The organism is Thermococcus chitonophagus (assembly GCF_002214605.1).
Classification (GTDB): Archaea; Methanobacteriota_B; Thermococci; order Thermococcales; family Thermococcaceae; genus Pyrococcus; species Pyrococcus chitonophagus.
The window spans coordinates 534030-557316 of sequence record NZ_CP015193.1 but is presented as its reverse complement, the minus strand read 5'-3'; the positions used below and the strand labels follow the sequence as shown (position 1 = coordinate 557316).

Sequence of the window (23287 nt, the reverse complement as noted above, 5' to 3'; positions counted from 1 at the left end):
ATCTAAGAGAAAGGTTTATAATTTGAATTTAAAGGTAATCCATGGGCATGGGCCCGTGGTCTAGTTGGTCATGACGCCGCCCTTACGAGGCGGAGGTCCGGGGTTCGAATCCCCGCGGGCCCACCATAATTCTGTTCTATGGTGAAATGCATGAAAGTTAGGTACGATCCAAAGAGCAAAATCCTATACATTCTGATTAGAGAGGGAGACGTTACTGATACTGACGAAGTAACGGAAGATGTTTGGGTAGAATACGATGAGAAGGGAGATATAATGGGAATAGAGATTTGGAACGCCGAAATATCAAACAAGCTTCTTTTTGAGAACCAGAAAAACTACAAAACTCAATATACCCAAAGACACTAGAAGCATTGCGAAAATTCTAGGATTTCTCTCAGATACCATCGGTTGGGAAGTTGTTGTTATTGGAGTATTCGGCTCTATTACAGAAAGATACAAGTCTTTCCTCATGGTTTCATTTCCCTTCTTGGCGACTATGTAAAGGTTAATGCTCTCGTTTAACGTCAAAACTATTTCGCCTTCGTTAGACTTAGCGAAGTTAGAGTCAATTACCTCACCATTCGTATACCAGTATATCGTTACCTTCTCTCCCTTATCAAACACCTGTTCCGGAGTGTTCTTCTTCAAGATTATGAATAGCGGCTCATTAAAGTTTGGCTCGGCTGCTTTTATTATCTTGTAGATAACTCTCATTTTCTCCCAATTCACGGTTTTCCAGTCATCAAGGAATATCCCACCAGTATCGCCACTTTCGGGATTCAGACACCAGTAAAAGAAGTTGTAAATTCTCTTTTTGATTAACCAGTCCGAGAAGGCATCCTGCCAGACTTTGTCCTTGCCAGTATATTTCCCGCCCCACTCTCCAATCACGAGGGTATAGTTAAGGCCCGTCAAGTAACCGAAGTGTGTCTCCCATATTTGAGGCATGTTCTTGGGAAAGTCTGGGGAATCGAAGTAGGGCATGTTGTAAACGCTGGGCCCATAAACGTGAGGAGAATAGACCACCTTGTCCCTGGGCAACCTAACGGGATAGTACTTGACCCCCATTAAGTTCTCTCCCCAAAATGTCCACCAACCTTTCTCCTTGATCACCTTATCAATCTCAGGAACGTGAGTATACTGCGTCCCCTCAACGAAAATCAGCCAATGAGGGGCAACTTTGAGTATAGCTTTGCCAACTCTCTCAGCAAATAACCTAAAATCTGTATTATCTCCAGTCCCCCAGGATGCCTCATCGTGAGGTTCATTCTTTATGTCGGCCCCAATAACGTTTGGATACCTCCCAAACTTCTTCGCCAAAAACACCCAGTCTTGGATGTACTGTTCCTCGCTGTAGTTATCCGTGTACCACAAGGGCTCAATTTCGGTACAGCCGATTCTATGATAGTCAAGGAGCACGTAAATACCGAGTCTATTGGCCTCTTGAATTATCTTTTCCATTATCTCCAAGCCTGTTAAGTTCCTCAAATCAGGATTTAAATCATAGTTTATCATGTTAGGATTGGGCATCGCACCATGAATGGTTTCACTACAGAAGGGGAGCCTAATAGCATTAAAGCCAAGTCTTTTAACGTCTTTGAGGATATCTTTCCAGTTTCTGACGTTTAAGCCATAAACAACGTGATCCTTAAGCTCAAAGCCAAACCAACTAACCCCAAACAGGTAGATTCTCTCCCTTTCTCCGGTTGTCATGTTAACTTTGTATATGTTGCCATCAACTGCCTCATAATAGACAGAAGAAGCCAACACCGGGGAAAGGAGTGCGAGGAAAACAGAGAACATGAGAAGGAAAGTTAAGAATTTCATAAAAGTCACCTCTTATAGTAGAGCCAGCATGCTACCCAATGGTTTTTTTCGGCTTCAACCATTGGGGGTCTCAACTTGAAGCACTTGTCCATTGCCTTCTCACACCTAGGAGCATACCTACAACCCCTAATCTCGTAAACCTTCCCCTCCTCCCTCTCAGGCTCAATCCCCTTAAACTCCCACTTCACATTCAAATCAGGAACACTCTCCAAAAGCATCTGCGTGTACGGGTGGAGCGGATTATGAAACACCTTCTCAGTATCACCCCACTCCACAATCGTACCCCTATACATTATGATAGTCTTATCACTAATGTAATACCCCAAGGCCAAATCATGCGTAACAAACAAGACTGAAGTACCATACTTATCCCTGAATTCTCCTAAGAGGTTTAGAATATCAATCCTAGTTGAGGCATCGAGCATTGACACAGCCTCATCAGCAATTAGTAGGGAAGGCCTAACGAGCAAAGCCCTAGCAATCAATATTCTTTGTAATTGCCCACCACTGAATTGATGAGGATACTTACCCAAGACTTCCCTGGGGTTAAGGCCAACACTCTCCAAAGCTTTTTCAACAAGCTCCTTCTTTTCATCCTCCGAAACATCTCTGAGAAAACTCCTGAAGACTAGGTCAAAAGCCCTGTCAACCTTATGCAAGGGGTTAAAACTTGCAAAGGGATCCTGAAACACTGCCTGCACCTGCTTATAGTAGTAAGTCTTAAGCTTCTTCTTGTCAAACTGTAGAATATCCTCACCCTTGAATAAGATCCTGCCAGAGGTTGGCTGGATCAACCTCAAGATTAACTTTCCAATAGTAGTCTTACCACTACCACTTTCACCCACGAGAGAGACGATTTCACCCTCATTGATTGTGAAAGAGACGTCATCCACAGCCCTAATTTCAAAACCACCAATAAGGCCAGAGGTGAAGATTTTAGTCAAGTGTTCTACTTTAACGAGTTCCTTGCCGTTATTCATAATCACTCACCCCCAAGCATGTGGCATGCAGCATAATGATCCTCACCAACCCTCACGAACTTAGGCTCCTTCTCTGGACAAACATCCATGGCGTATGGACACCTTGTATAGAACCTGCATCCCTTTGGCGGGTTGAGTAGACTTATCGGGTAACCACTGATTCCATGAAGCTTCTGCCTCTTGTAGTGAACACCCATCCTTGGTAGTGAGTTTAGGAGCATTTGCGTGTACGGGTGGGCTGGGTCATTAATCACTTCTTCCATTGGACCAATCTCCACAACCTTCCCAGCATACATGACCATTACAGTATCAGCAATCTGCTTCAAAAGTGCTAGATCGTGAGTAACGAAGATTATGGATTTTACAATACCCTCTTCCATGAAGTAATGGAGTAATTCAATGACAACTCTTTGTGTTGTAACGTCCAATGCTGAAGTTACTTCATCAGCAATCAAGAGGTCAGGGTTTAATAGTGTGGAGACGACCATTGTTGCTCTTTGCCTCATTCCACCCGAGAGTTCCACAGGATACATGTCAGCAACCTTAGGAGAAAGCTTGACCATAGCAAGCCTTTCTCTGAGTAACTTCTCGACTTCCTCCCTATCCGTATAACCATGCTCTCTAGCAAGATCCCAGACGATATCCTTGATCTTCTTTGTAGGGTTTAACGCGTTCATTGCATACTGTGGAATGATTGAGAGCTCAGTATACTGGATTTTTCTAGCTTCTTCTCTAGAGAGTTGCATTAGATCCCTGCCCTTGAATAATGCCTTACCGCCCATGTGCTTCATTGGGGGTTTTCTAAGGATTAGAGAGTGGACTAGGGTTGATTTACCACAACCGGACTCACCAGCAACACCGAACACTTCCCCCTCTTTAACCTCAAACGAAACACCATCCACAGCCTTAACATAACCCACTGGGGTAGAGTAATAAACACGAAGATCCTCAACCCTAAGCATACTCATCCTCACTCCCTCCTCAAACGAGGATTGAACACTTCCTCCATTCCGAGGTTGATGAAGAACAATGCCGTGATTATCAGGGTTATTATGAGCCCTGGCGGGATGAACCACCACCACCAGCCGAACTGAAGGGCATTGTGCATTATTGCCTTCTGGAGTATAGTTCCCAGGGACACCATTGTCGTTGGACCTAGACCTATGAAGTCAAGTGTAGCTGATGCTAAAATTGCACCACTGATCTGGAGGATACCAACCATGACTATGTACGATATCATGTTCGGCATTATGTCCTCGAAGATTATCCTGAGGTCCGAGAGGCCCGTTAGCCTTGAGAGGTTCACGAATTCTCTGTTTTTGAGAGAAAGTGTCTGAGCTCTAACAGACCTAGCTACCCATGGCCAGTTTGTTAGACCTATAATCAGGGCCTGTACTGCTGGGCTTCTTGCTTCGAGGTATGCGGCAACTAGGATCAGGAGGACTATTGAAGGGATGACCAGCATTATGTTAACGAACATCATGAGTAGCTCGTCAACTAGACCGCCTTTGTAACCTGAGACGAAACCTATCGTTATTCCCAGGATAGTTCCAATTATTGCCGCAAGGAATGCAATCCATAGTGAGGTTCTTAAACCGTACACGAGCTCCGTGTAGACATCCCTTCCCTCCTTGTCGGTTCCCAGGATGTGGAGGACTTCGACGGTTTTTCCTGTGTATGTGGTTATATTCTCCCTAGTCATTGGTGGGAGAGTCTTAGTTGAATATGAAGCAAGCTTGATTTTACCTACTTGCTCATAATACAGACCGTCACTCGCGAAGGGCGTGAACAGTGGGCCAACTAGACCAAATATTATGAAAAAGACAATTAAAGCAAATCCAAATTTGAACTTGTTGTTCTTAAATGCCAGCTTAACTAGCTCCATTTTCATCCCTCCGTGTAGCTAACCCTAACACGTGGATCGATGAATGCATACACTATGTCTATCACGAAGTTTGCCACTAGAACGGCTATAACTATCATTAGAAAACCGCCCTGGAGGAGGAAGTAGTCCTGGCTAAGTGCTGCACGCATTAATAGAACGCCAACCCCGGGGTAGTTGAAGACTATTTCAGTGGCAATAGCTCCGGCAACCATTAGACCTAATTGAAGGGCAAGTCCAGTAACCTGGGGCAGAATTGCATTTCTGTAAGCATGCTTGGTCATTAACTTCTCGCTTGCACCTAGAGCCTCAAGGTACCTGACGTAGTCAGCCTCAAGCTCATAGATTATCATGTTCCTCATTCCTATGGCCCAGCTACCGATCATGACTATAAAGAGGCTCAAGAATGGAAGTATCCAGTGTTTTAAGAAATCTGCTATGAATGTTAGAGACAAGCTAGGAACTAGGTCAGGGCTGTATGCTCCCTGGTATGGAAGCCATCCCAACTTGACACCCACTACATAGACAAGCAACATTGCAAACCAAAAGTATGGGATGCTTGCTAGGAAGTAGAACAGTGGCATTACATACTTGTCGTATTTCTTGTTCTTTCCTGCTAATGCACCCAGCCAGTTACCAATTATCCAGCTTAGAACTATTGCTGGAAGCAGTATTGCGATATCATAAGGGAGAGCATGCTTGATTAAATCTGTGACCGGGGCTCTATAAAGGATACTATACCCAAGATTCCCGGTCAGCAGTGATTTCCAGAAACTTATAAACTGAGCATAAAGGGGCTTATTTAACCCATATAACTCTTCATAAAATTGCAACAATGTCTGTCTCTCTTGGGGAGACAATCCCAAAGCAGAGTTTATCATAATTTCTATAGGGTTACCAGGCATTAATCTTGGAAGGAGCCAGTTCAGAGTAACAGCGAAGAAAAACGTCAAAAGATAAACGACGATTTTTCTTTTGAGATAGTTTTTAAATCCCATTTCTCTCCCTCCTCGATTTTATCCATAAAAAAATAATGTAGAAGGGTTCAGAGCCTCCTCCTTCTCAGGAGGAGTGGTACTGCCGCTAGGGCCAGAATTGCTGCTGGACCACAGATACCTCCCTTAGTCTGAGTTGGCGATGCTGTCTGGGTCACTGTGACAGTCTTTTCAACAGTCTGTGTCTTTTCAACGGTCTGGGTCTTCTCTACCGTCTGGGTCTTCTCGACGGTCTGGGTCTGGACTACGGTAGTTGTCTCTGGGCCGACTGCCTTAGCTGGCCTGACACCAAGGAATGCAAGTGCTGTACCCCAGGTACCGAAGCCTGGCCAGAATATTGGGACACTGTATGGGTTCTCAGCGTTTGGCCAGTTAGCCCAGTACTGGGTGTTTGCCTCGTAGAACAAGGTACCCATGTAGAGTGGAACTGCTGGAACGTCCTTAAGCCAGATCTTGGTTAGCTCTCTGAGGAGCTCAACCTGCTTGGCCTCGTCTGAGGTCTTAGCGAGCTCGTCTAGAAGCTGGTTAGCCTCTGGGTTGTAGTAGTTACCAAAGTTGGCTCCACCCTTGTCGCTCTCGTTCTTGTAGTACATTAAGTCGTAGTAGACGCTGTATGGATCTGGCTTGAATGTTCCAGCCCAGTGCATGGTAAGGTCAAAGTCTCCAGCCTGCTGCTTGCTGACCATTGTACCCCAGTCGTACTTCTTAACGTCAACCTTGATTCCGATAGCCTTGAGTTGGTTGACGACAATCTCTACGGCCTGCATCCAGTCGCTACATGGACCACATGCAGCGAACGTTAGGACGAGATCCTTACCGTTGTACTCTCTCCAGCCATCTCCATCTGTGTCCTTGATTCCAGCCTCATCGAGGAGCTTTGCTGCATCAACTGGGTCACAGTACTTCCATCCGTACTCCTTAATTAGCTGGTCAACGCCGATCTTCTCCTTCCATGGCTTCATGACGTTACCGAGCGGGGTCTGGTCTGGGAGATCGCTTATTGGTCCCTGCTTGACGATCTGTGCTGGACAGATGGCCTCAGCTATGGCCTTCCTGACGAGTGGGTTGTCAAGTGGCTTGTGCTTGGTGTTGAAGTACATTATAACTGGAACAACTGGTGGGAAGTATGGTGGCCTGTCAAGCCAGCTGACGATGTGTGGGTTCTTCTTCTTGAGCTCGACGATGTCGACATAGTAGGTACCTACGTCAAGGTCTCCCTTAAGGAACATGTTAGCCGCCTGGTCGTTTGAACCAACGTAGAGCTGGACGATGTACTTTGGAGCTGGTAGGCCGAAGTACTTTGCACCCCACCAGTCATCGTTCCTAATGAAGATTGCCTTCTGCTGAGGTATAACCTTGTAGACCTTGTAGGCACCTGAACCGACAAGGTACTTCTGCTCATCGCCGAGGAAGGTCATGGTCTTAACTTTCTGCGGGTCGATGTTCTTGAAGATGTGCTCTGGCAGAATTAGAACGCTGTAGAGCTCATTCCTCCATGCCCAAACGTTGGGGGTCTCCTTGAATATGAACTGGACGGTTCTATCGTCAACGACTTTTATCTCCTGAAGGCCATACTTTGACCAGTCCTTAAGACCGACCTTCTGGTAGTACTCAAATGAGAATTTAACATCTTCAGCTGTAAGGGGCTTACCATCCTGCCACTTGGTACCTTCTCTGAGTTTAACCTCAAAGACATTTGGCTTAACCCACTTTCCATATTCAGCAAGCCATGGGACAAGTTCCGTCTTCATGAAGTTAAGCATGAAGAGTGGCTCGAAAACCAGACCAGCTATTGGGATTATGTTACCTCCCTGGATAGGGTTTGCGTTTGTTGGTGGGGCTGAGTTTGCTGTATAAAGGGTTTGCTCTCTTGGAAGTTCTTCTTGGGCAGCTACTACCCCAACGGTACTGAGGAAGAACAAGGCCACCAACATTGTGGCTAGGTACTTTTTCATAGCAGACCACCTCATTATAATTCATGTCAAATTTGTAAAAGAGTGCCAGTGTATATAAGGTTTTTGGTGAAAAATTTAAAGCACCAATGGATTTATTTTTACATTCGTTCTGATGTTATTGCCAGTCATCACCAAAAGACAGAATTATATCCTCCAAGTTCCAGGGCTGGAAAAATTATAAAAATGAATGGATCTATAAAGTAAACTTGGGGAAAGATGATGAAATTCTATTGGGGAGTTGTTCAATCGGCATTCCAATTCGAAATGGGAGATCCTTATAGAAGGAATATCGACTCAAGAAGCGACTGGTGGATATGGGTTCGTGATCCTTATAACATCAAAAATGAGCTTGTTAGTGGAGATCTCCCAGAGGAAGGAATAAACAACTATGATCTCTATGAGATTGATCATAGGCTAGCGAAGAATCTAGGTTTAAACGCATATCAGCTGACAATAGAGTGGAGCAGAATTTTTCCATGCCCAACATTCAGCGTTGATGTAAGTATAGAGCAAGATGGTTATGGCTTCATAAAGAAAATCAAGATAAGGAAAGAGCATCTCGAACAACTCGACGAGCTCGCAAATAAGAGAGAAGTACAACATTACATGGATGTACTAAAAAACCTGAAAAAATTAGGCTTTACAACATTTGTAACTCTCAATCATCAAACTAATCCAGTATGGATTCATGACCCTATTGAAGTTAGAGCGAACATAGAAAAGGCAAGAGCAAGAGGATGGGTCGATGAAAAGGCAATAATAGAGTTTGCAAAGTTTGTAGCATATGTAGCATGGAAGTTTGATGAGTACGTAGACTACTGGGCAACCTTTGATGAGCCAATGGTAACCGCAGAGCTGGGTTATCTGGCCCCTTATGTAGGATGGCCCCCAGGGATACTAAATCCAACTGCCGCTAAGAAGGTAATTCTAAATCAAGTGATAGCACATGCTAGAGCTTATGATTCAATTAAGAAGTTCTCAGATAAGCCAGTAGGGATAATCCTAAATATAATACCAGCATATCCCCTTAACCCGAATAATCCAAAAGACCAAAAAGCTGCAGAGAATTATGATTTATTCCACAACAGGCTATTCTTAGAGGCGGTGAACAAGGGAAGACTCGATATAGAGATATCTGGAGAGTATGTAAAAATACCTCACTTAAAGAGAAACGACTGGATAGGGAATAACTATTATACGAGAGAAGTTGTGAAGTATATAGAGCCAAGATACGAAGAATTACCTCTTGTTTCATTTGTCGGAGTTGAGGGATACGGATACTCAGGAAATCCAAACAGTGTATCTCCCGACAATAATCCAACAAGCGATTTTGGATGGGAAGTATTCCCAAGGGGTCTTTATGACTCGACGGCAGAGGCATATGAGTATAACAAGAACGTTTTCATAACTGAGAATGGCATTGCGGATTCAAAAGACATCCTAAGGCCAAGGTATATCGTTGACCATGTTAAGGAGGTTAAAAACCTCATAGAGAACGGAATAAAAGTGGGTGGATACTTCCACTGGGCTTTAACGGACAATTATGAATGGGCTATGGGATTCAAGATAAGGTTTGGACTCTATGAAGTTGATCTCATAACAAAGGAGAGGATTCCAAGAAGAAAGAGCGTTGAGACTTATAAGAAGGTTGTTGAGGAGGGGATTGAATGAAGACTATAGCCGTTGATGAAAGCACTTGGAAGAAAATTAAAATGCTAAAGGACAAGCTAGAAGCCAGATCATATGACGAAGTACTCCAAAAACTTATAGAGACATGGCACTTAGTTGAACTTGATAAGAAAGTCGACAAAGTAGTAATGAATGACGATGAAGCTGAAACCCTTATCAGTATAATCAAAAAGAAAAAGGAGAGTTGAATCATGCCACTTCCTCCAGAAATTACATTTGATAGTGCTGCCCTCCTAAAGATGCATTCGAAGAGTAGAAAAAGGATACTCGAGATAACCCTGGCAAAGTTTAACGTTAATTTATCAATAGTCACAATATACAGGTACCTAACAGCAAGGGCATACCTTAAGAAAAACGTTGAGCTTGAATTTGATATCCTTAAAGATATTTACACGATAGTCCCATTAACCGAAGATATAATCATTAGGGCATCACAAATTGAAGCAAACCTGCTCAGAAAGGGTATAATTTTAGACATAGAGGATATATTGACCGCAGCAACAGCCATTCAAACAGGAAGCCTCTTAATTGCAGACGATGCAAAGAGATATGACCCGATAAGAAGGTTTGGCTTGGATACAATGCCTCTCAATAAATTTCTAAAAGAAGTAGAGTTAATGGTAGAAAAAGAGCTCATATAAGTTCAGCAAAGGGCGTGATGTGATAAAAGAGCCCTGGCATTATTCTGAATCCCTCTGCATACTTAACTCCCGCCTTCTGCCCATAGTATAAGGCCACAGTTCTAAGGAAAGGTTCCCAAGTTTCCCAGATGTCATCAGGGAATTGGCTTTTATGGGCCCTAATGGCTTTGAGTTTTAGATCCATGACGTCGGTTATGTCAACAAAATAGTTTGGCCTGCTTGTATAATAAAGACCTATAAATGAGACTGAATGTGGTTTTAGTCCTATATCAAGATCAATATTTGAGAAGTTGGGGAGCGGTGAGAATGCTACCGCATCTAAAGCTAAGAATCCAGTAGCTCTATGATCAGGATGAGCTTCATACGGCAACCATGGATCGGGGAGAAACACCCCATCTGGCTTCTCTTTTCTTATTATCTTAACAAGATCTTTCCTAACTTCTCGAGAATAAGGTAACTCCGTGTCCCTGTAATTGAGCCAGTAAATTTTCTTTACCCCAAGCATTTTTGCACTTTCCTCTTCTTCTTTTCTCCTGATTTGAGCTAATTCATGTCCTGTTATGTTCTCATCAGTAGTCCCCATGTAACCATCAGTCATGCAGATGTATATCACCTCAATCCCCCTGTCCGTTAGCCTCTTAATTGTCCCTCCCATTCCTATAACACAGTCATCAGGATGAGGTTCAATACAAAGAACCTTCTTTACGTCTTTTAGTGGATTCTGGAGATCGAATTCAAGGACTTCATTGAGTAATCTCTTAAAGGCAGTCTCAAAATCATTTATCTCCTCGAACATTTCAGCGCACCTCCTACAAATTTCCTTCACTTATAAACAATGTACAATTAATAAAATTTTTGCAGTTTATAACCCTACGACTTAAAATACCCCAAAGAGAAGTTTCTTCGGTGGGAATGTATGGTCAGCAGTAAGTTTAAGGAAATACTCCTAAAGCTTGGAGTATCCCAAGAGAGGATAGAAACTTTAGAAATGAAAGGAGGAATAGTTGAAGACGAATTCGATGGAATTAGGTATTTAAGGTTCAAAGATTCAGCAGGTAAGCTTAGAAGGGGCACTGTGATTTTTAATGAGAGGGAAGTAATCTTAGGGTTTCCCCATATAAAGAGGGTCGTTAATCTAGAAGAAGGTATAAGAAGAGCCTTCAAGAACAGGGAATTCTACGTCGAAGAGAAGGTCGATGGTTACAATGTAAGGGTTGCCAAAGTCAATGACAAAATAGTGGCGATAACTAGAGGAGGTTTTATCTGCCCCTTTACAACAGAGAGGATAGCTGACTTCGTACCTGAAGAGTTCTTTAAAGATAATCCAAATCTAATCCTTGTTGGGGAAATGGCAGGTCCTGAAAGTCCGTACCTTGTTGAAGGACCCCCATACGTTAAGGAAGACATAATGTTCTTTCTCTTTGACGTTCAGGAAAAGGGCACTGGAAAGAGTTTACCAGTTGAAGAAAGGCTCAAAATAGCGGAGGAGTATGGAATTCCCCATGTTGAAGTGTTCGGAAAGTTCACGCGAAATGACTTGGGGGAGTTATACGAGCTAATAGAGAGACTGAGCAGGGAGGGAAGAGAGGGCATAGTCATGAAAAGTCCTGACATGAAGAGGATTGTAAAATACGTTACGCCCTTCGCTAACATCAACGACATAAGGATAGGGGCAAGAGTCTTCTACGAACTGCCCCCAGGATACTTTACAAGCAGAATCTCAAGGCTAGCATTTTATATTGCAGAAAAGAGGCTAAAGGGAGAGAGCCTAAGAAAGCTCGCCGAAGACTTAGGGATGGCATTACTCCAGCCCCTCGTTGAAAGCATACTCGATGTTGAACAGGGAGAGGATATTGCCGAAGTCTTCAAAATAAGGGTAAAGAAGATAGAGACAGCATACAAAATGGTAACACACTTCGAAAAGCTTGGCCTCAACATAGAAATAGTTGATATAGAAGAACTAAGTAACGGCATGTGGAGGGTAACCTTCAAGAGGGTTTATTCAGATGCTACAAGTGAAATTAGAGAGTTAATTGGAGGAAAGGCCTTCGTTGACTAAGGGGTGAGAAGATGAAGGAACTGGCATTAGAACTCGTTAAAGAAGCAATAAATGCCGCCGATCCATATAAGGCAGTAAAACGGGCAATAGCAGTACAGGGAAATAAGTTGATCGTAAATGGAAAGGAGTTTACAAAAAGCGGAGATATTTACGTTATAGCCTTTGGGAAAGCTGCCTGCGAGATGGCTAGAGCTGTAGAGGACACTGTCGAAGTCAAAGAGGGCATTGCAGTAACCAAGTACGGCTATGGAAGGCCTTTAAGGACTGTGAAAGTCATAGAAGCAGGGCACCCAATTCCTGATGAAAATTCGATAAAAGGTGCTGAGGAGGCACTCAAGCTTCTTAGCAAGGTAAGAGAAGAGGACATAGTATTTATCCTTATTTCAGGTGGAGGATCAGCACTTTTCGAGCTCCCAGAAGAGGGAATAACCCTCGAAGATCTAAAGAAAACAAACGAACTTCTAATAAAAAGTGGAGCAACGATCCATGAGATAAATACCGTAAGAAAGCACATATCAAAGGTCAAGGGAGGAAAACTTGCAAAGAGAATTAAAGGTATTGGAATAGCTCTTATAATCTCAGATGTCGTGGGAGACAACTTGGAAGCTATAGCCTCGGGCCCGACGGTTAAAGATCCAACGACTTTTAGAGATGCAGAAAGGATACTTAAACTGTATGGAATATGGGAGGAAATACCAGAAAGTGTTAGAATGGTAATAGAGAAGGGATTAAAGGGAGAAATTGAAGAAACTCTGAAAGAGGATCTTCCAAACATATACAACTTCCTAGTGGCAAGCAATTCCAAGTCCTGTGAGGCAATTGTAAGGAAAGCCAAAGAGAGGGGATTCGACGCTCATATTCTAACCACAGTTTTAGAGGGTGAAGCAAGAGAAGCAGGGATCTTTATATCATCTATAGCTAGGGAGATCCTTGAAAGAAAAAGGCCCTTTAAGCCCCCAGTAGTTTTAGTGTTCGGAGGAGAAACAACAGTAACAATTAGAGGAGAAAGTGGAAAGGGGGGACCAAATCAGGAAATAGCTCTTAGTGCTTCAAGGAAGATAGCTGGCCTTAACGTTACTATAGTCGCATTCGACACAGACGGAACAGACGGACCAACTGACGCCGCTGGAGGAATAGTTGATGGAGAAACGTATGAAAAGCTGAGAAACGCAGGAATTGACGTCGAGAAGGAATTATTTACTCATAATGCCTATGAAACCCTAAAGAAAGTTGGGGCCCTACTTTTTACGGGACCAACAGGCACCAATGTAAACTCAATAGTTATTGCAATAATTGGGAAACCTTAAATATCCCCTGCATTCATAAGTTTTGGTGTGGGGGACTCTTATGGAGTCCATGAATGAACTTTTTAACTTACTTGACACTCTTAACCCAGGGGAACTAGTACTAATGAAAGCTGAATCAAGTTCTTATGGCCCAGAATTCTTTGCAGTCCTATTAGAGAAATATTCAGAGCTCAGGGGCAGAGAACTCGTTATAGTTGACATGCTCGACACACTGCATGTATTCTCAGAGCACCTCAAGATACTTGGCTTCCAAGACATATTCCAAGAAACTCCCGTAATAAAGGTTGGAGGTACAATTAATGTTGGAAAGGTCATAAAAAGAATTAGCGTTGCCGGAGAGCATCTACTCTATGTAAAGAGATACAGAGACGTTCTTGAAGAGTACTTAAAGGACAAGAAGGAGAGTGTTATTGTTCTAGTCCTAGGGTGTGAAAGACTAATGGCCTTGCTCTCAAGATTTAGCGAATTCTATCAGATAATAATTGAAACACAAAAACTATTAGGGCATAAGAAGATCATAACAATCTATGTAATTGACACCAGTGTCACAAAAAAGCTCCCACTAGATCCCCTACCAGAGCTTGAGAGAATAGCGACTACAGTAGTTAAAGCTGAGCCTAGAGAAGGGGCGGGAGTATTCAGAGTTGAAAAAATGCCAATAGTTGGGATTATAAAAAGAACAATAGAGATAACAACTCCAACTATCATGAGTCTGCTATTTACATTGAAACAAGTCCGTACTTGAGTAGTTTGTTTACTAGCCTTCTTCCCTCGTTTGTTAAATCAACAACTTTTCGGATCATAACAATCTTCAAAAGCCCCTTGTCAATCATTCTATCATATATTTCCTCAATTTCCTTCTCACTAACGCCCAAGAATTGGTGCAACTCTAAAGGATCTATTCCAGAGTAAAGGGCCACCAATATCTGCTTTTCCATTTCATCTAAAGCCTCAAGTTCCTTTAATTCTCTCTCCATGAACTCCTGAAACTCTGCTTTCAGCGTTGGAAAGTCATCCGCTATCTTCATTATAAACTCCATTAACCCAGGGTTGTATTTTAGAAGGTATCTAAGCACGAACAATTGAGTTTGTCTTTCGGGGATATAGAGATAAGATGTAACACTCTGGTTAATGTGATAGTGTCTTATCTTCCACGCTCTAACTTTCTTGCCATCCATATCGACTTCCTCAATTTCTATATCCTCAATATCCGAGAATATTGAAACTGGCTTCTTTTCCTCAGTAATAACAACGACACTCCTTTCAGTCTTTTGTGTCCTGGCTGATTTTACCTTAACTACCCTAAGCCATCCTTTCTGCCACTTAGACTCCATATTTATTGCTCCACCAACTATCCTCGCGAGCTGTATCATTGCAGGCTTTCCATTGATTAGCGTTTCAAATATCTTGTGTATGAACTCCAAAAACTTCTTTTCGTCATATATGAGGAGATTTTCCTCTATCGTTAGAATAAGAAGGAGTTCTCCTCTCGTGGGGATATAGAATTTCATTCCAAAGTGTTCTTTCTCAGGATTTAGCTTAACTTCATCAGGTATCCTAACATTAATATCACTCAACGCCGAAAATGGAAAACTGTCCTCGCCAACTACCTCGCCCATTTTTAGATATTTTATTATAAGCCTATCCGAGTCTAACTGGGCTATGGCATCTCTCCAACTAACCCCCCTCAGGCTTTTCCAAGAGGACTGAATAGCCACTTTAACTCTAGTTTCAGCTATCGCCATATTTGTGCCCCCATTAGAGGGCCTCTAGTTCTTGAAGCCTCGCCTCAAGTTGCTCCACTTTCTTTCTCAACTTTTCAACTTCTTGACTAAGTTGGATTTCAAGTGGCGTTACGGCAGGATTTTCACCCCTCTTCTTTATAAGATCATCTAGTATTGAAAGTGCGCTGTTGATGTTTGAGGTTATCCTTATAAGCGCTTCATCGGGAGATAAAGTTATTGTTCTTTCTTTTCCCTTTTCCCTGACTTCTATGGGCAGTTTAGTTCTAGCAACGTAGCTTATCATCTGGTTTAGTCTGTCCCTATCACTTTGAGAGGGAAACCTTGCAAGCCATAGTCTTTTGAACTCATCAAGTTCCGCCAAGACTTTCATAAGGAATGCATTATATTCGTCCTCGCTTATGAAACCTAGAGCGTATCCCCTTGCAACATCAAGCAACATTAGTAGTCTCTCTTTCTTCCGCTTAGCCTCATTCAGCACATTTTGCACTTTCTCGTCTATAACTTGCTTCAACTTCTTAAGGATCTCTTCCTCATTAACTCCTCCCTGGAAAACCTTCTTTCTTTCTTTTTCAAAGCTTTCCTCAGCCTTTTTGCTTCCAATGGACTTCGTTGGAGTAGTAACTTCTCTAGTTGGTGTTTCAAGGGTACTGGTCGCTATCATTGCTTGGATAGCTCTCATCTGCTTTGAAAGCATGCTGGATATTAGCATTGAAGATAGTAGCACTGCAATTACTACCGCGACCACCAAGACAATTATTGTTAGGATATCCATTCACATCACCTCCCAAAAATTATGAAATAGGGAAAAACTAAAGCTTAAACTTTGATATAACTGCCCTCAGCCTGTCCACGATGTCTTTGAGATCCTGGGAGGCCCTTCTAAGTTCTTCAATAGCAGCAGTTTGCTCTTCCATCGCAGAGCTGACTTCTTCTGCACTTGCGGTGGTTTCTTCAGCGCTTGCAGCGAGGTTCTCAAGAGCTCTAAGTGCATTTTCGATCTCTTCTTGTGTCTTAACTATCTGGGACTTAACATTACCCATTCTGTCACTTGTTTCTTGAAGTAACTCTGCTATGTTACCAAGGTAGCTTATTGAATCCCTGAGCGTATCGGAGGATTCTCCAATGACCTGTACTCCTTTCTTCGTTGTTTCAACTGCTTCTCTTATTTCGTCAGTAATCTGGTCAATTATGCTCTTAATGTTATCAGCCGCCTGCTTACTCTCCTCGGCAAGCTTTCTAATCTCCTGAGCGACTACTGCAAACCCTCTACCAGCTTCTCCTGCTCTAGCAGCTTCAATTGCCGCGTTTAATGCCAGAAGGTTAGTCTGTTCAGCTATGTTGGTGATTACGTTTGTTATCTCCTCAATGTTCCTACTCATCTCAGCAACCTTACTTACTGATTCCTCGATTGCATTCATCATCTCCTGGATATCACTTATCCTCTGGAGAGCTTCGTCTCCCTTCTTGCTACCCTCATTGGCTATGTTGACGACTTCATTGACAGCCGTTTCAAACTCATCCATAGCCCTAACGCTCTCCTCGCTGACCTGTGAGACGAGCCTTACTCCCTCTGTTATCTCGTTAATAGTCTCTTGTTGCCTCTGTGCTTCGGTACTAACTTGCTGGATCGCCTCTGTAACTTGGTTTATTGATTCTGTCACATCATTAGCAACTTGAGCAAGGACATTCGCTTTCTTTTCAAGCTCATTCGTCATTTCAACTAGGGCTCCCATGGTCTCTTTGAGTTTCTGAGTCACTGTTTTGACGTCTTCAATGACTTCTCTAAGTTCACCTTTAGCTTCAACGCTCAGGCCGTTACTCAAATCTCCCTCGGCTAACCTCTCCAGTCTCTGGCTTATTGCCTGTAGGGCCCCTATCATGTCTTTTCCTACTGCCTCAAATGCTCTTATGAGTGCACCAATTTCGTCATTCTCAAGGTACCTGATTCTCGAGAGCTTCTCCCTAACTTCACTCAATTTACCCTCAGCAAGCGCTTGAGCAACATCGGCCAGGCTTATGAGCGGCTTTAGAGATGAAGCAATGATCCTGTACATAATCACGATGAACGCTATTGCAAGTATTATTAATATTGCAACCGTCAGTAGCGCGCTCTTCTGCATGTCCTTCTCCATTAGGGAAATAGCATTCAGTGCAGGCCCAGTGATTTCCTCTTCTGGGGCTCTCGCAAACACGTACCAATCAACGCCCTTAATCTTCCTACCCGCAGCTATTACTTTTACTCCTTGCCATTCATAGGTTATTATTCCCTCCTCCTTGCCACTCTTGAGGAAGTCGGCTATAGGCTTAAGCTGAGGATAGTCGTTCACGTTGAGCTTCATTATGTATTCCTCGTTTGGATGTACTATTGTAAGACCATCTTTGTTTAATATAAAGGCGTAACCTGTTTTCCCAACCTTAGATTCTTTTATTTCTTTGACAAGCGTGTCTATAAACACGTCAAGCCCAATAACCCCTATCAGCTGGCCATTGTAGTATACCGGAATCGCATATGTGATTACCCACTTTCCTGTTGTGGCATCTGGGTAGGGGTCAGTAAAGACTGCGTGACCTGCCTCAACTGCCTTTTTATACCATGGCCTCTCTCTTGGGTCGTAACCCTGAGGAAGTTCCTCTGGAGGGTACATGTACATATTTCCATTTATGTCTCCAAAGTAGACATAGTATATCCTAGGCTCAGCTTCTTGAATCAACTTAAACCTGCTTAATAACAGCATCCTTAGAACTTTGTCATAGCCTGGCTCTCCAAAGTCTGTTCCATAAATTGTTTTCATATCTTGCAGGGAATTTAATACCATATTCTGAGCTACTTTTCCCAGGGCTATTATTTCTTCAAAGAATGCATCAAACTGCCCACCTATTCTGTTGACTTCTGCCAAAACCTCCTTCTCTGCGAAATTCTGCATTACCGGTAATACTCTTTCTGTAGCACTTTTAGCTGCCCTCTTTGAACCGTAAAGCATTAGTGCTCCTGAAATTAGTGCAAGTAATAGCATCCCTACAATGACTGTCCCTGCAACTTTCTTCTTGAACTCCATCCTTCACCACCCCCTAGTAGACTTTCTCAATAACTTTTCCTCCTGAGACTTTCCTCATTCGAACCTTTCCAGTGGATAAATCCAAGTAAATTGTTCTACCCCCCTTTCCACCAGTATCTTCAGCGACAAGCCTTATTCCAAGCCTTTTGAGCTCCCGCTTTGCTACTTCAACGTTCTTCTGACCTATCATGAGATCTGCACTCTTTACATTGTCGAACATGTGAGCTCCTCCAAAGAGCTTAGCTTCAAGCCTAAATTTTGAAGCTCCAAGCTTTAGGACATCCTTAAGTAGTAATTGTAACCCCGTATCCACATATTTGGCAGGATTTCCTCTGCCTCCATACCTCGAAGCTTCAGGAAGTAAGGCATGCAACAATCCGCCGACCTTGGTAACCCTATCGTAAAGGGTGATACCGACACAGCTACCTAACCCATACGTGCTTATTATTCCCCTACCTTTACCAACTGCATAATCACCGATTCCAACTTTGATCTCCTGAACCATCATTGCTTCTCGACCTCTTCAATGACCTGGCTTTCTAGTTTCTTCACAAGCTTAGTAAAGGATTCAGGAGTCGGAACAATGTAGAAGAAACTCTCAACACCTATGTCTTGCTTGTGGAAACGAGACTTGAAAATTATAATACTCTCAACATCCCTGAGGTCTGGTCTTCCAAGCTCCTTCTCAATATCGTATAGAGATTCTGCGGGCTTAGGAGGACTAAGAGAGACAGGCTCCCCAATTAGGTTCGAGAGGATATCAGTATAAACTGAGATTAAGATATTCCCAACTTCCATTATTGCTGATTTACCCATCTCATCAAGTTCAGTTAGACTCCCAGGTTCCATGCCCATTAATACAGCGGTGATGTTTAGGGCACTCTGCTTAGGGAACTGAAGAATTGTCAATCCAGAGAGACCTTCAGTTATATCAAACATGACAGTGAATCCCTGGGAAACTCCTCTCTCAGCTAGTCTTTTGAGGAATTCCACCCTAGAAACTATCTCAACTTCAGGTGGCTCCATCTCTATAGGGCCGCCTATCATCTGGGAGAGGGCTGTTAGTGCATGGGAAATCGCTATGTTTGATGCTTCTTTAAATATGTCTTTATACCACTCGCTCTTCTTCATGCTAATCCCCCCATCAGCTTCTCAAGAATCTTCTTCATATCTTCAGGTTTCGGGAAGAGTAAGAAGTGCTCTTCGAACTCAACCCCACTAATTGTTATCTTAGTTTCAAGGATGATAGTATAATCACAGTATTTCCCAATGTCCGCCAATGCAAAGTCAAGAATAGCAGGAAGGAAATCTATAGCCAAACTCGGAGGGCTCTGCTCTATTGTTATTCCGAGAAACTCACTGAGAGCATTTGCAAAAGCTGAAATTAAAATGTTCCCCATCTCCATAAATGAAGACTTAACCATTTCATCCATTTCCTTCGTCGTTCCGGGGGGATTGCCCATTATTATGTCAAACATTTTAAGCGCGTCATCGTAATCTGCAATGAAGAAAGCATGGCTACTGAAGTCTTTTCCGAGTTCTATGTAGACGGCAACTTTAACATCTTCTCCCACGATCTCAGGAACATGCTTTATTGCGACTATCCTCAGATTTGGAACGGAGATGTTGACTTCTTTACCTGTCATTTGGCTTAAAGCAGTTGCAGCGTGAGAGGCGCCTATGTTGAAAGTTTCAACTAAGGCACTTTTTGCAAATTCGTCTAAATTTTTGATGTACTCTTCAAAATTCTCGGTTTCAGCCATGATATCCACCTCCGAGTAAACCGCCAATGTCTATGATGAGAACGACACTTCCATCTCCCAGGATTGTAGCCCCTGCAAAGCCCCTGATGTTAGATAGGAACTTGCCAAGGTTCTTGATGACTATGTCCCTCTTGTGCAACAGCTCATCGACCCCTATTGCAACCTTCTGGGCCCCATAGTCGACGATTATAGCAGGGAACCTCTCAACGTCGGGTGTTGGGAGACCGAAGAGTTCGTGTAGCATCACAACTGGGATTATCTCTCCCCTCAGGACTATAACGTGCCTACCACCGATTGTCTTGAGGATCGATGGTTCAACTTCGATTGTCTCGAGAATGTTGTTAATTGGTATTGCATAGACCTCATTCTGAACTCTAATGAGGAGGGCCTGTATAATCGCCATGCTGATTGGTAGCTTAAGAATGAACGTTGTACCTTTCCCAACTTCTGTCTGAACTGTAATGGTACCATTCATTGACTTCACGACTTCCTTGACCACATCCATGCCAACGCCTCTTCCAGAGACATCGGTGACTTTATCCGCGGTACTGAATCCTGGCAGGAATATTAAATTGATGGCCTCTTCATCGCTTAAACTCGCCGCTTCTTCTGGGGTAATTAAGCCTCTCTCTATGGCCTTCTTCTTAACCTTCTCCGGGTCTATTCCCCTACCGTCATCTCTAACAATTATAACAACGTGATTCCTCTCTCTCTTCGCTATGAGTTCAACCCTACCAGTTCTTGGCTTACCTTTGGCAACTCTCTCCTCAGGAGGCTCTATTCCGTGGTCAATAGCATTCCTGAGCAGGTGAACCAAAGCATCTCCAAGTTTCTCGAGAATCGTCCTGTCAACTTCTATATCGGCACCCTCCATTATGAACTCAACTTCCTTGCCCATCTTCCTCGCCAGCTCACGAACCATCCTGGGGAACTTGTTGAAGACCTCTGCTATTGGCGTTAGCCTCATCTCCATTATTTCGTCCTGTAACTCAGTGAGTAACCTTGATAGAGTTGAGAGAGTCTCCAATAGCTCCCTGTCACCGAGTCTTTCAGCTATCTGCTCTAACCTACCTTTCGTGATTACGAGCTCACCAACGAGGTTCATCAGCTTGTCAAGGTGACTAACATCGATCTTAATTATCCTAGAAACCTTAACTCTAGGAGTTTCTATTTTTGAAGGCTTTTTCGGCTGCTTTGGTGGCTGTTGAGACTTTGTAGGCTTTTTCTCTCCCTTCTCAGTTTTCTCTTCTTTCTTCTCTTCTCCTGTGGAAATCTCAAAGCTCACAACATCAGGATGCTTTTTGAGTATCTCCTTGATCTTATCCTCACTCTCTTGGGTTCTAAGCCTAACCTCAAAATATTTGTTCTCGATAAAGTTCCCATTCTCGATATCCTGCCTGCTGGGATTAGTTTCTATTATCATACCAATTTTTTCTAAGTCTTGGAGAATAAGGTATCCCCTAGGTCCCTTAAGTGGCGCATCAGGCTGGAAGAATACCCTGATTATGTACTCCTTCTCACCACTTTCTTCTTTTTTCTCCTCGCCTTCCTCTAGTATCTCAACTCTCTCAACTTCAGGATGTCTCTTAATGACTTTTTCAAGCTCATCCTTGGGAGCATCAGTAGCGACCTTGAATTCTATAACATCTTGATTAGCGTTACCATCCTCAATAACTCTCCTATCTGGATTTGTCCAGAGTACCTCCCCTCTCTCCTCTAAATCCGAGAGAATTAGGAATGCTCTCACTCCCTTGAGGGGGGCGTCTTTCTGGAAGTAAACCTTTATATGATATACCTTACCCGTTACAGGCTTTTCTTCCTCGGGCTTCTCTTGCTCCTCCTTCTTCTCTTCTTCTACCGGCTTTTCCTCCTTCTTCTCTTCTACTTTCTCTTCACCTGCCTTTCCCATAAACTCATCTGCTCTCGCAAACAATTCTGAAACGTCAACATCGCCTTCACTACCAGTCTCTTCAATATTATCTACCATAGCCTCAATGGCATCGAGGAACTCAAGAACGAGGTCAACTAACTCTGGTGTAAGCTCAACCTGACCATTCCTTATCGCATCAAAAAGGTTTTCCATTTTGTGAGCGGTTTCACTGAGCTTCATGAAGCCCATGGTTGCAGCAGTACCTTTAAGCGTGTGAGCATCTCTGAATATCTGATTTATGAGCTCCATCTTCTCTTCTTCGCTACCTCCCTCCTTCACTATCTTCTCTAAGGTAAGGATGGCATTGCTAAGGCTGTCAATTCTGTCTCTCGCATCCGCTAGAAATTCATCTAGATACTGTGAAAGGTCTTCCAATGACACCACCCCCTCGTATCTTGTTCACGGCCATAACCACTGTCTCAGGTATTTTATCCAGAGGAACTACGTAATCAACCATTCCAGTTTCGATGGCAGCTTTGGGCATTCCAAAGATTATCGACGTCTCTTTATCTTGAGCTATTGTTATTCCACCCTTCTTCTTTATTTCCACAATTCCCTGTGCTCCATCTCTTCCCATCCCAGTCATGACAACTCCAACAGTTCTTCTGCCGAAAACTTGAGCTGCAGTGATCATCATAGGATCGGCTGCAGGCCTGACACCGTGGATCTTAGGCTTCTTGTTCAGGGTAATTACGGGCTTTCCATTTCGTAACGTTACCTCCATGTGATAATCACCGGGAGCAACGTAGGCCTTCCCCTCTTCAACCACGTCACCCTCTTCGGCCTCCTTAACGTCAATCTTAGATACACTGTCAAGCCTCTTCGCGAAAGACCTGGTAAACCCTGGGGGCATGTGCTGCACGAGCAGTATTCCCGCCTTTAAATCCTCGGGAAACTTCGGGAATATCTTGAGGAGGGACTGAGGACCACCAGTTGAGGCGGCAATTGCGACGGCAATCCTCGCGGGCACTGAGGGCCTAGTTCTCCTAACTTTCTGCGCCCTTAGTAGCCTTATCCTCTTGAGTTCAAGGAACCTTCTTGGAACCTTTGCCGCCTCCTTGATCTTCGCTATGATCTCATCCTTCATCTCTCGCATGTTTATTGAGATTGAAGAGGAGGGCTTGGGGATGAAGTCAATTGCACCATATTCTAAGGCTTTTATTGTCGCCTCGGCGCCTTCTTGGGTCAATGCACTTATCATGATCACAGGGGTGGGGTACTTCTTCATGATTATCCTAAGAGCATCAAGACCGTTCATTCTTGGCATCTCAATGTCTAAGGTTATAACATCGGGCCTGTGCTTCTGAACCATCTCTATTGCTTCAACGCCATCTCTTGCCTCACAGCAAACTTCGAGCTCTGGGTCAGAGTTTATGATATCCTTGAGTATCTTCCTCATGAACGCTGAGTCATCTACAACTAACACTCTGATTTTCTTGTTAAGCAGGGGCATGTTAC

22 protein-coding genes and 1 tRNA gene are annotated in these 23287 nt (G+C 43.4%); 8 read left to right on the top strand and 15 right to left on the bottom strand.

What is annotated here, in order from left to right; genetic code table 11:
• Nucleotides 1–49: 49 nt before the first annotated feature.
• Nucleotides 50–126, top strand: a tRNA-Val gene (locus A3L04_RS02995).
• Nucleotides 127–150: 24 nt separating this feature from the next.
• Nucleotides 151–366 carry a DUF2283 domain-containing protein gene (locus A3L04_RS02990; RefSeq protein ID WP_068579369.1) on the top strand — a complete coding sequence of 72 codons (216 nt, stop codon included), beginning with the start codon at nt 151–153 and terminating at the stop codon, nt 364–366.
• Here the strand turns inward: A3L04_RS02990 and A3L04_RS02985 are convergent.
• From A3L04_RS02985 to A3L04_RS02960, 6 genes are read right to left on the bottom strand one after another with little or no spacing between them, the layout of a single operon-like run.
• On the bottom strand, nt 304–1827 hold the full coding sequence (locus tag A3L04_RS02985) for a glycoside hydrolase family 5 protein (protein ID WP_084448903.1): 1524 nt from the start codon (nt 1825–1827) through the stop codon (nt 304–306). The two genes, A3L04_RS02990 and A3L04_RS02985, sit on opposite strands and share 63 nt — an antisense overlap.
• Nucleotides 1828–1832: 5 nt before the next feature.
• The gene (locus A3L04_RS02980; protein WP_068579372.1) at nt 1833–2807 is read right to left on the bottom strand and encodes an ABC transporter ATP-binding protein; all 975 of its coding nucleotides are present in this window, start codon (nt 2805–2807) and stop codon (nt 1833–1835) included.
• A gap of 2 nt (nt 2808–2809) precedes the next feature.
• A complete protein-coding gene (locus tag A3L04_RS02975) occupies nt 2810–3775 on the bottom strand; it encodes an ABC transporter ATP-binding protein (RefSeq protein ID WP_068576589.1) in 966 nt (321 codons plus the stop codon).
• 2 nt (nt 3776–3777) lie between these two features.
• Entirely contained in the window at nt 3778–4692 is a 915-nt protein-coding gene (locus tag A3L04_RS02970; protein ID WP_084448854.1) for an ABC transporter permease, read from the bottom strand.
• Nucleotides 4693–4694: 2 nt separating this feature from the next.
• A complete protein-coding gene (locus tag A3L04_RS02965) occupies nt 4695–5687 on the bottom strand; it encodes an ABC transporter permease (protein ID WP_068576585.1) in 993 nt (330 codons plus the stop codon).
• A gap of 47 nt (nt 5688–5734) precedes the next feature.
• Complete coding sequence (locus A3L04_RS02960) at nt 5735–7639, bottom strand: ABC transporter substrate-binding protein (RefSeq protein ID WP_088859103.1); 1905 nt, start codon at nt 7637–7639, stop codon at nt 5735–5737.
• 219 nt (nt 7640–7858) lie between these two features.
• Between A3L04_RS02960 and bgaS the strand changes: the two genes are divergently transcribed.
• Genes bgaS through A3L04_RS02945 form a run of 3 tightly spaced genes read left to right on the top strand, consistent with a single transcriptional unit; the run spans nt 7859 to nt 9969 of the window.
• Nucleotides 7859–9310 carry a beta-galactosidase BgaS gene (gene bgaS, locus A3L04_RS02955; RefSeq protein WP_068576581.1) on the top strand — a complete coding sequence of 484 codons (1452 nt, stop codon included), beginning with the start codon at nt 7859–7861 and terminating at the stop codon, nt 9308–9310.
• Nucleotides 9307–9516: a hypothetical protein gene (locus tag A3L04_RS02950; protein WP_068576578.1), complete on the top strand. Its 210-nt coding sequence runs from the start codon at nt 9307–9309 to the stop codon at nt 9514–9516. Before bgaS ends, A3L04_RS02950 begins: the two co-directional genes overlap by 4 nt.
• Before the next feature lie 3 nt (nt 9517–9519).
• Nucleotides 9520–9969, top strand: a complete 450-nt coding sequence (locus tag A3L04_RS02945) for a type II toxin-antitoxin system VapC family toxin (protein WP_068576576.1) — start codon at nt 9520–9522, stop codon at nt 9967–9969.
• On the opposite strand, the gene A3L04_RS02940 is transcribed toward A3L04_RS02945, so the two are convergent.
• Nucleotides 9962–10765 (bottom strand): PIG-L deacetylase family protein, encoded by an 804-nt coding sequence (locus A3L04_RS02940; protein ID WP_068576574.1) that lies wholly within the window; start codon nt 10763–10765, stop codon nt 9962–9964. The genes A3L04_RS02945 and A3L04_RS02940 overlap by 8 nt on opposite strands.
• 120 nt (nt 10766–10885) lie before the next feature.
• Between A3L04_RS02940 and A3L04_RS02935 the strand changes: the two genes are divergently transcribed.
• From A3L04_RS02935 to A3L04_RS02925, 3 genes are read left to right on the top strand one after another with little or no spacing between them, the layout of a single operon-like run.
• Entirely contained in the window at nt 10886–12028 is a 1143-nt protein-coding gene (locus tag A3L04_RS02935) for an RNA ligase (protein WP_068576572.1), read from the top strand.
• Between the two features lie 11 nt (nt 12029–12039).
• Nucleotides 12040–13335, top strand: a complete 1296-nt coding sequence (locus A3L04_RS02930) for a glycerate kinase type-2 family protein (RefSeq protein ID WP_068576570.1) — start codon at nt 12040–12042, stop codon at nt 13333–13335.
• Nucleotides 13336–13375: 40 nt separating this feature from the next.
• Nucleotides 13376–14080 (top strand): DUF257 family protein, encoded by a 705-nt coding sequence (locus tag A3L04_RS02925; RefSeq protein ID WP_068576567.1) that lies wholly within the window; start codon nt 13376–13378, stop codon nt 14078–14080.
• On the opposite strand, the gene A3L04_RS02920 is transcribed toward A3L04_RS02925, so the two are convergent.
• From A3L04_RS02920 to A3L04_RS02885, 8 genes are read right to left on the bottom strand one after another with little or no spacing between them, the layout of a single operon-like run.
• Nucleotides 14055–15080, bottom strand: coding sequence for a CheF family chemotaxis protein (locus A3L04_RS02920; RefSeq protein WP_068576565.1), 1026 nt, complete (start codon nt 15078–15080; stop codon nt 14055–14057). The two genes, A3L04_RS02925 and A3L04_RS02920, sit on opposite strands and share 26 nt — an antisense overlap.
• A gap of 13 nt (nt 15081–15093) precedes the next feature.
• Entirely contained in the window at nt 15094–15852 is a 759-nt protein-coding gene (locus A3L04_RS02915; protein ID WP_068576563.1) for a hypothetical protein, read from the bottom strand.
• 37 nt (nt 15853–15889) lie between these two features.
• Nucleotides 15890–18136, bottom strand: coding sequence for a methyl-accepting chemotaxis protein (locus tag A3L04_RS02910; RefSeq protein ID WP_068576561.1), 2247 nt, complete (start codon nt 18134–18136; stop codon nt 15890–15892).
• A gap of 13 nt (nt 18137–18149) precedes the next feature.
• Nucleotides 18150–18641 carry a chemotaxis protein CheD gene (locus tag A3L04_RS02905; RefSeq protein WP_068579462.1) on the bottom strand — a complete coding sequence of 164 codons (492 nt, stop codon included), beginning with the start codon at nt 18639–18641 and terminating at the stop codon, nt 18150–18152.
• Complete coding sequence (locus tag A3L04_RS02900) at nt 18641–19267, bottom strand: chemotaxis protein CheC (protein WP_068576559.1); 627 nt, start codon at nt 19265–19267, stop codon at nt 18641–18643. Before A3L04_RS02900 ends, A3L04_RS02905 begins: the two co-directional genes overlap by 1 nt.
• Nucleotides 19264–19899 carry a chemotaxis protein CheC gene (locus A3L04_RS02895; RefSeq protein WP_068576558.1) on the bottom strand — a complete coding sequence of 212 codons (636 nt, stop codon included), beginning with the start codon at nt 19897–19899 and terminating at the stop codon, nt 19264–19266. The genes A3L04_RS02900 and A3L04_RS02895 overlap by 4 nt, the downstream gene beginning before the upstream one ends.
• Nucleotides 19892–22204 (bottom strand): chemotaxis protein CheA, encoded by a 2313-nt coding sequence (locus A3L04_RS02890; protein WP_068576555.1) that lies wholly within the window; start codon nt 22202–22204, stop codon nt 19892–19894. The genes A3L04_RS02895 and A3L04_RS02890 overlap by 8 nt, the downstream gene beginning before the upstream one ends.
• Nucleotides 22176–23282 carry a protein-glutamate methylesterase/protein-glutamine glutaminase gene (locus A3L04_RS02885; protein WP_068576554.1) on the bottom strand — a complete coding sequence of 369 codons (1107 nt, stop codon included), beginning with the start codon at nt 23280–23282 and terminating at the stop codon, nt 22176–22178. The genes A3L04_RS02890 and A3L04_RS02885 overlap by 29 nt, the downstream gene beginning before the upstream one ends.
• Nucleotides 23283–23287: the final 5 nt, after the last annotated feature.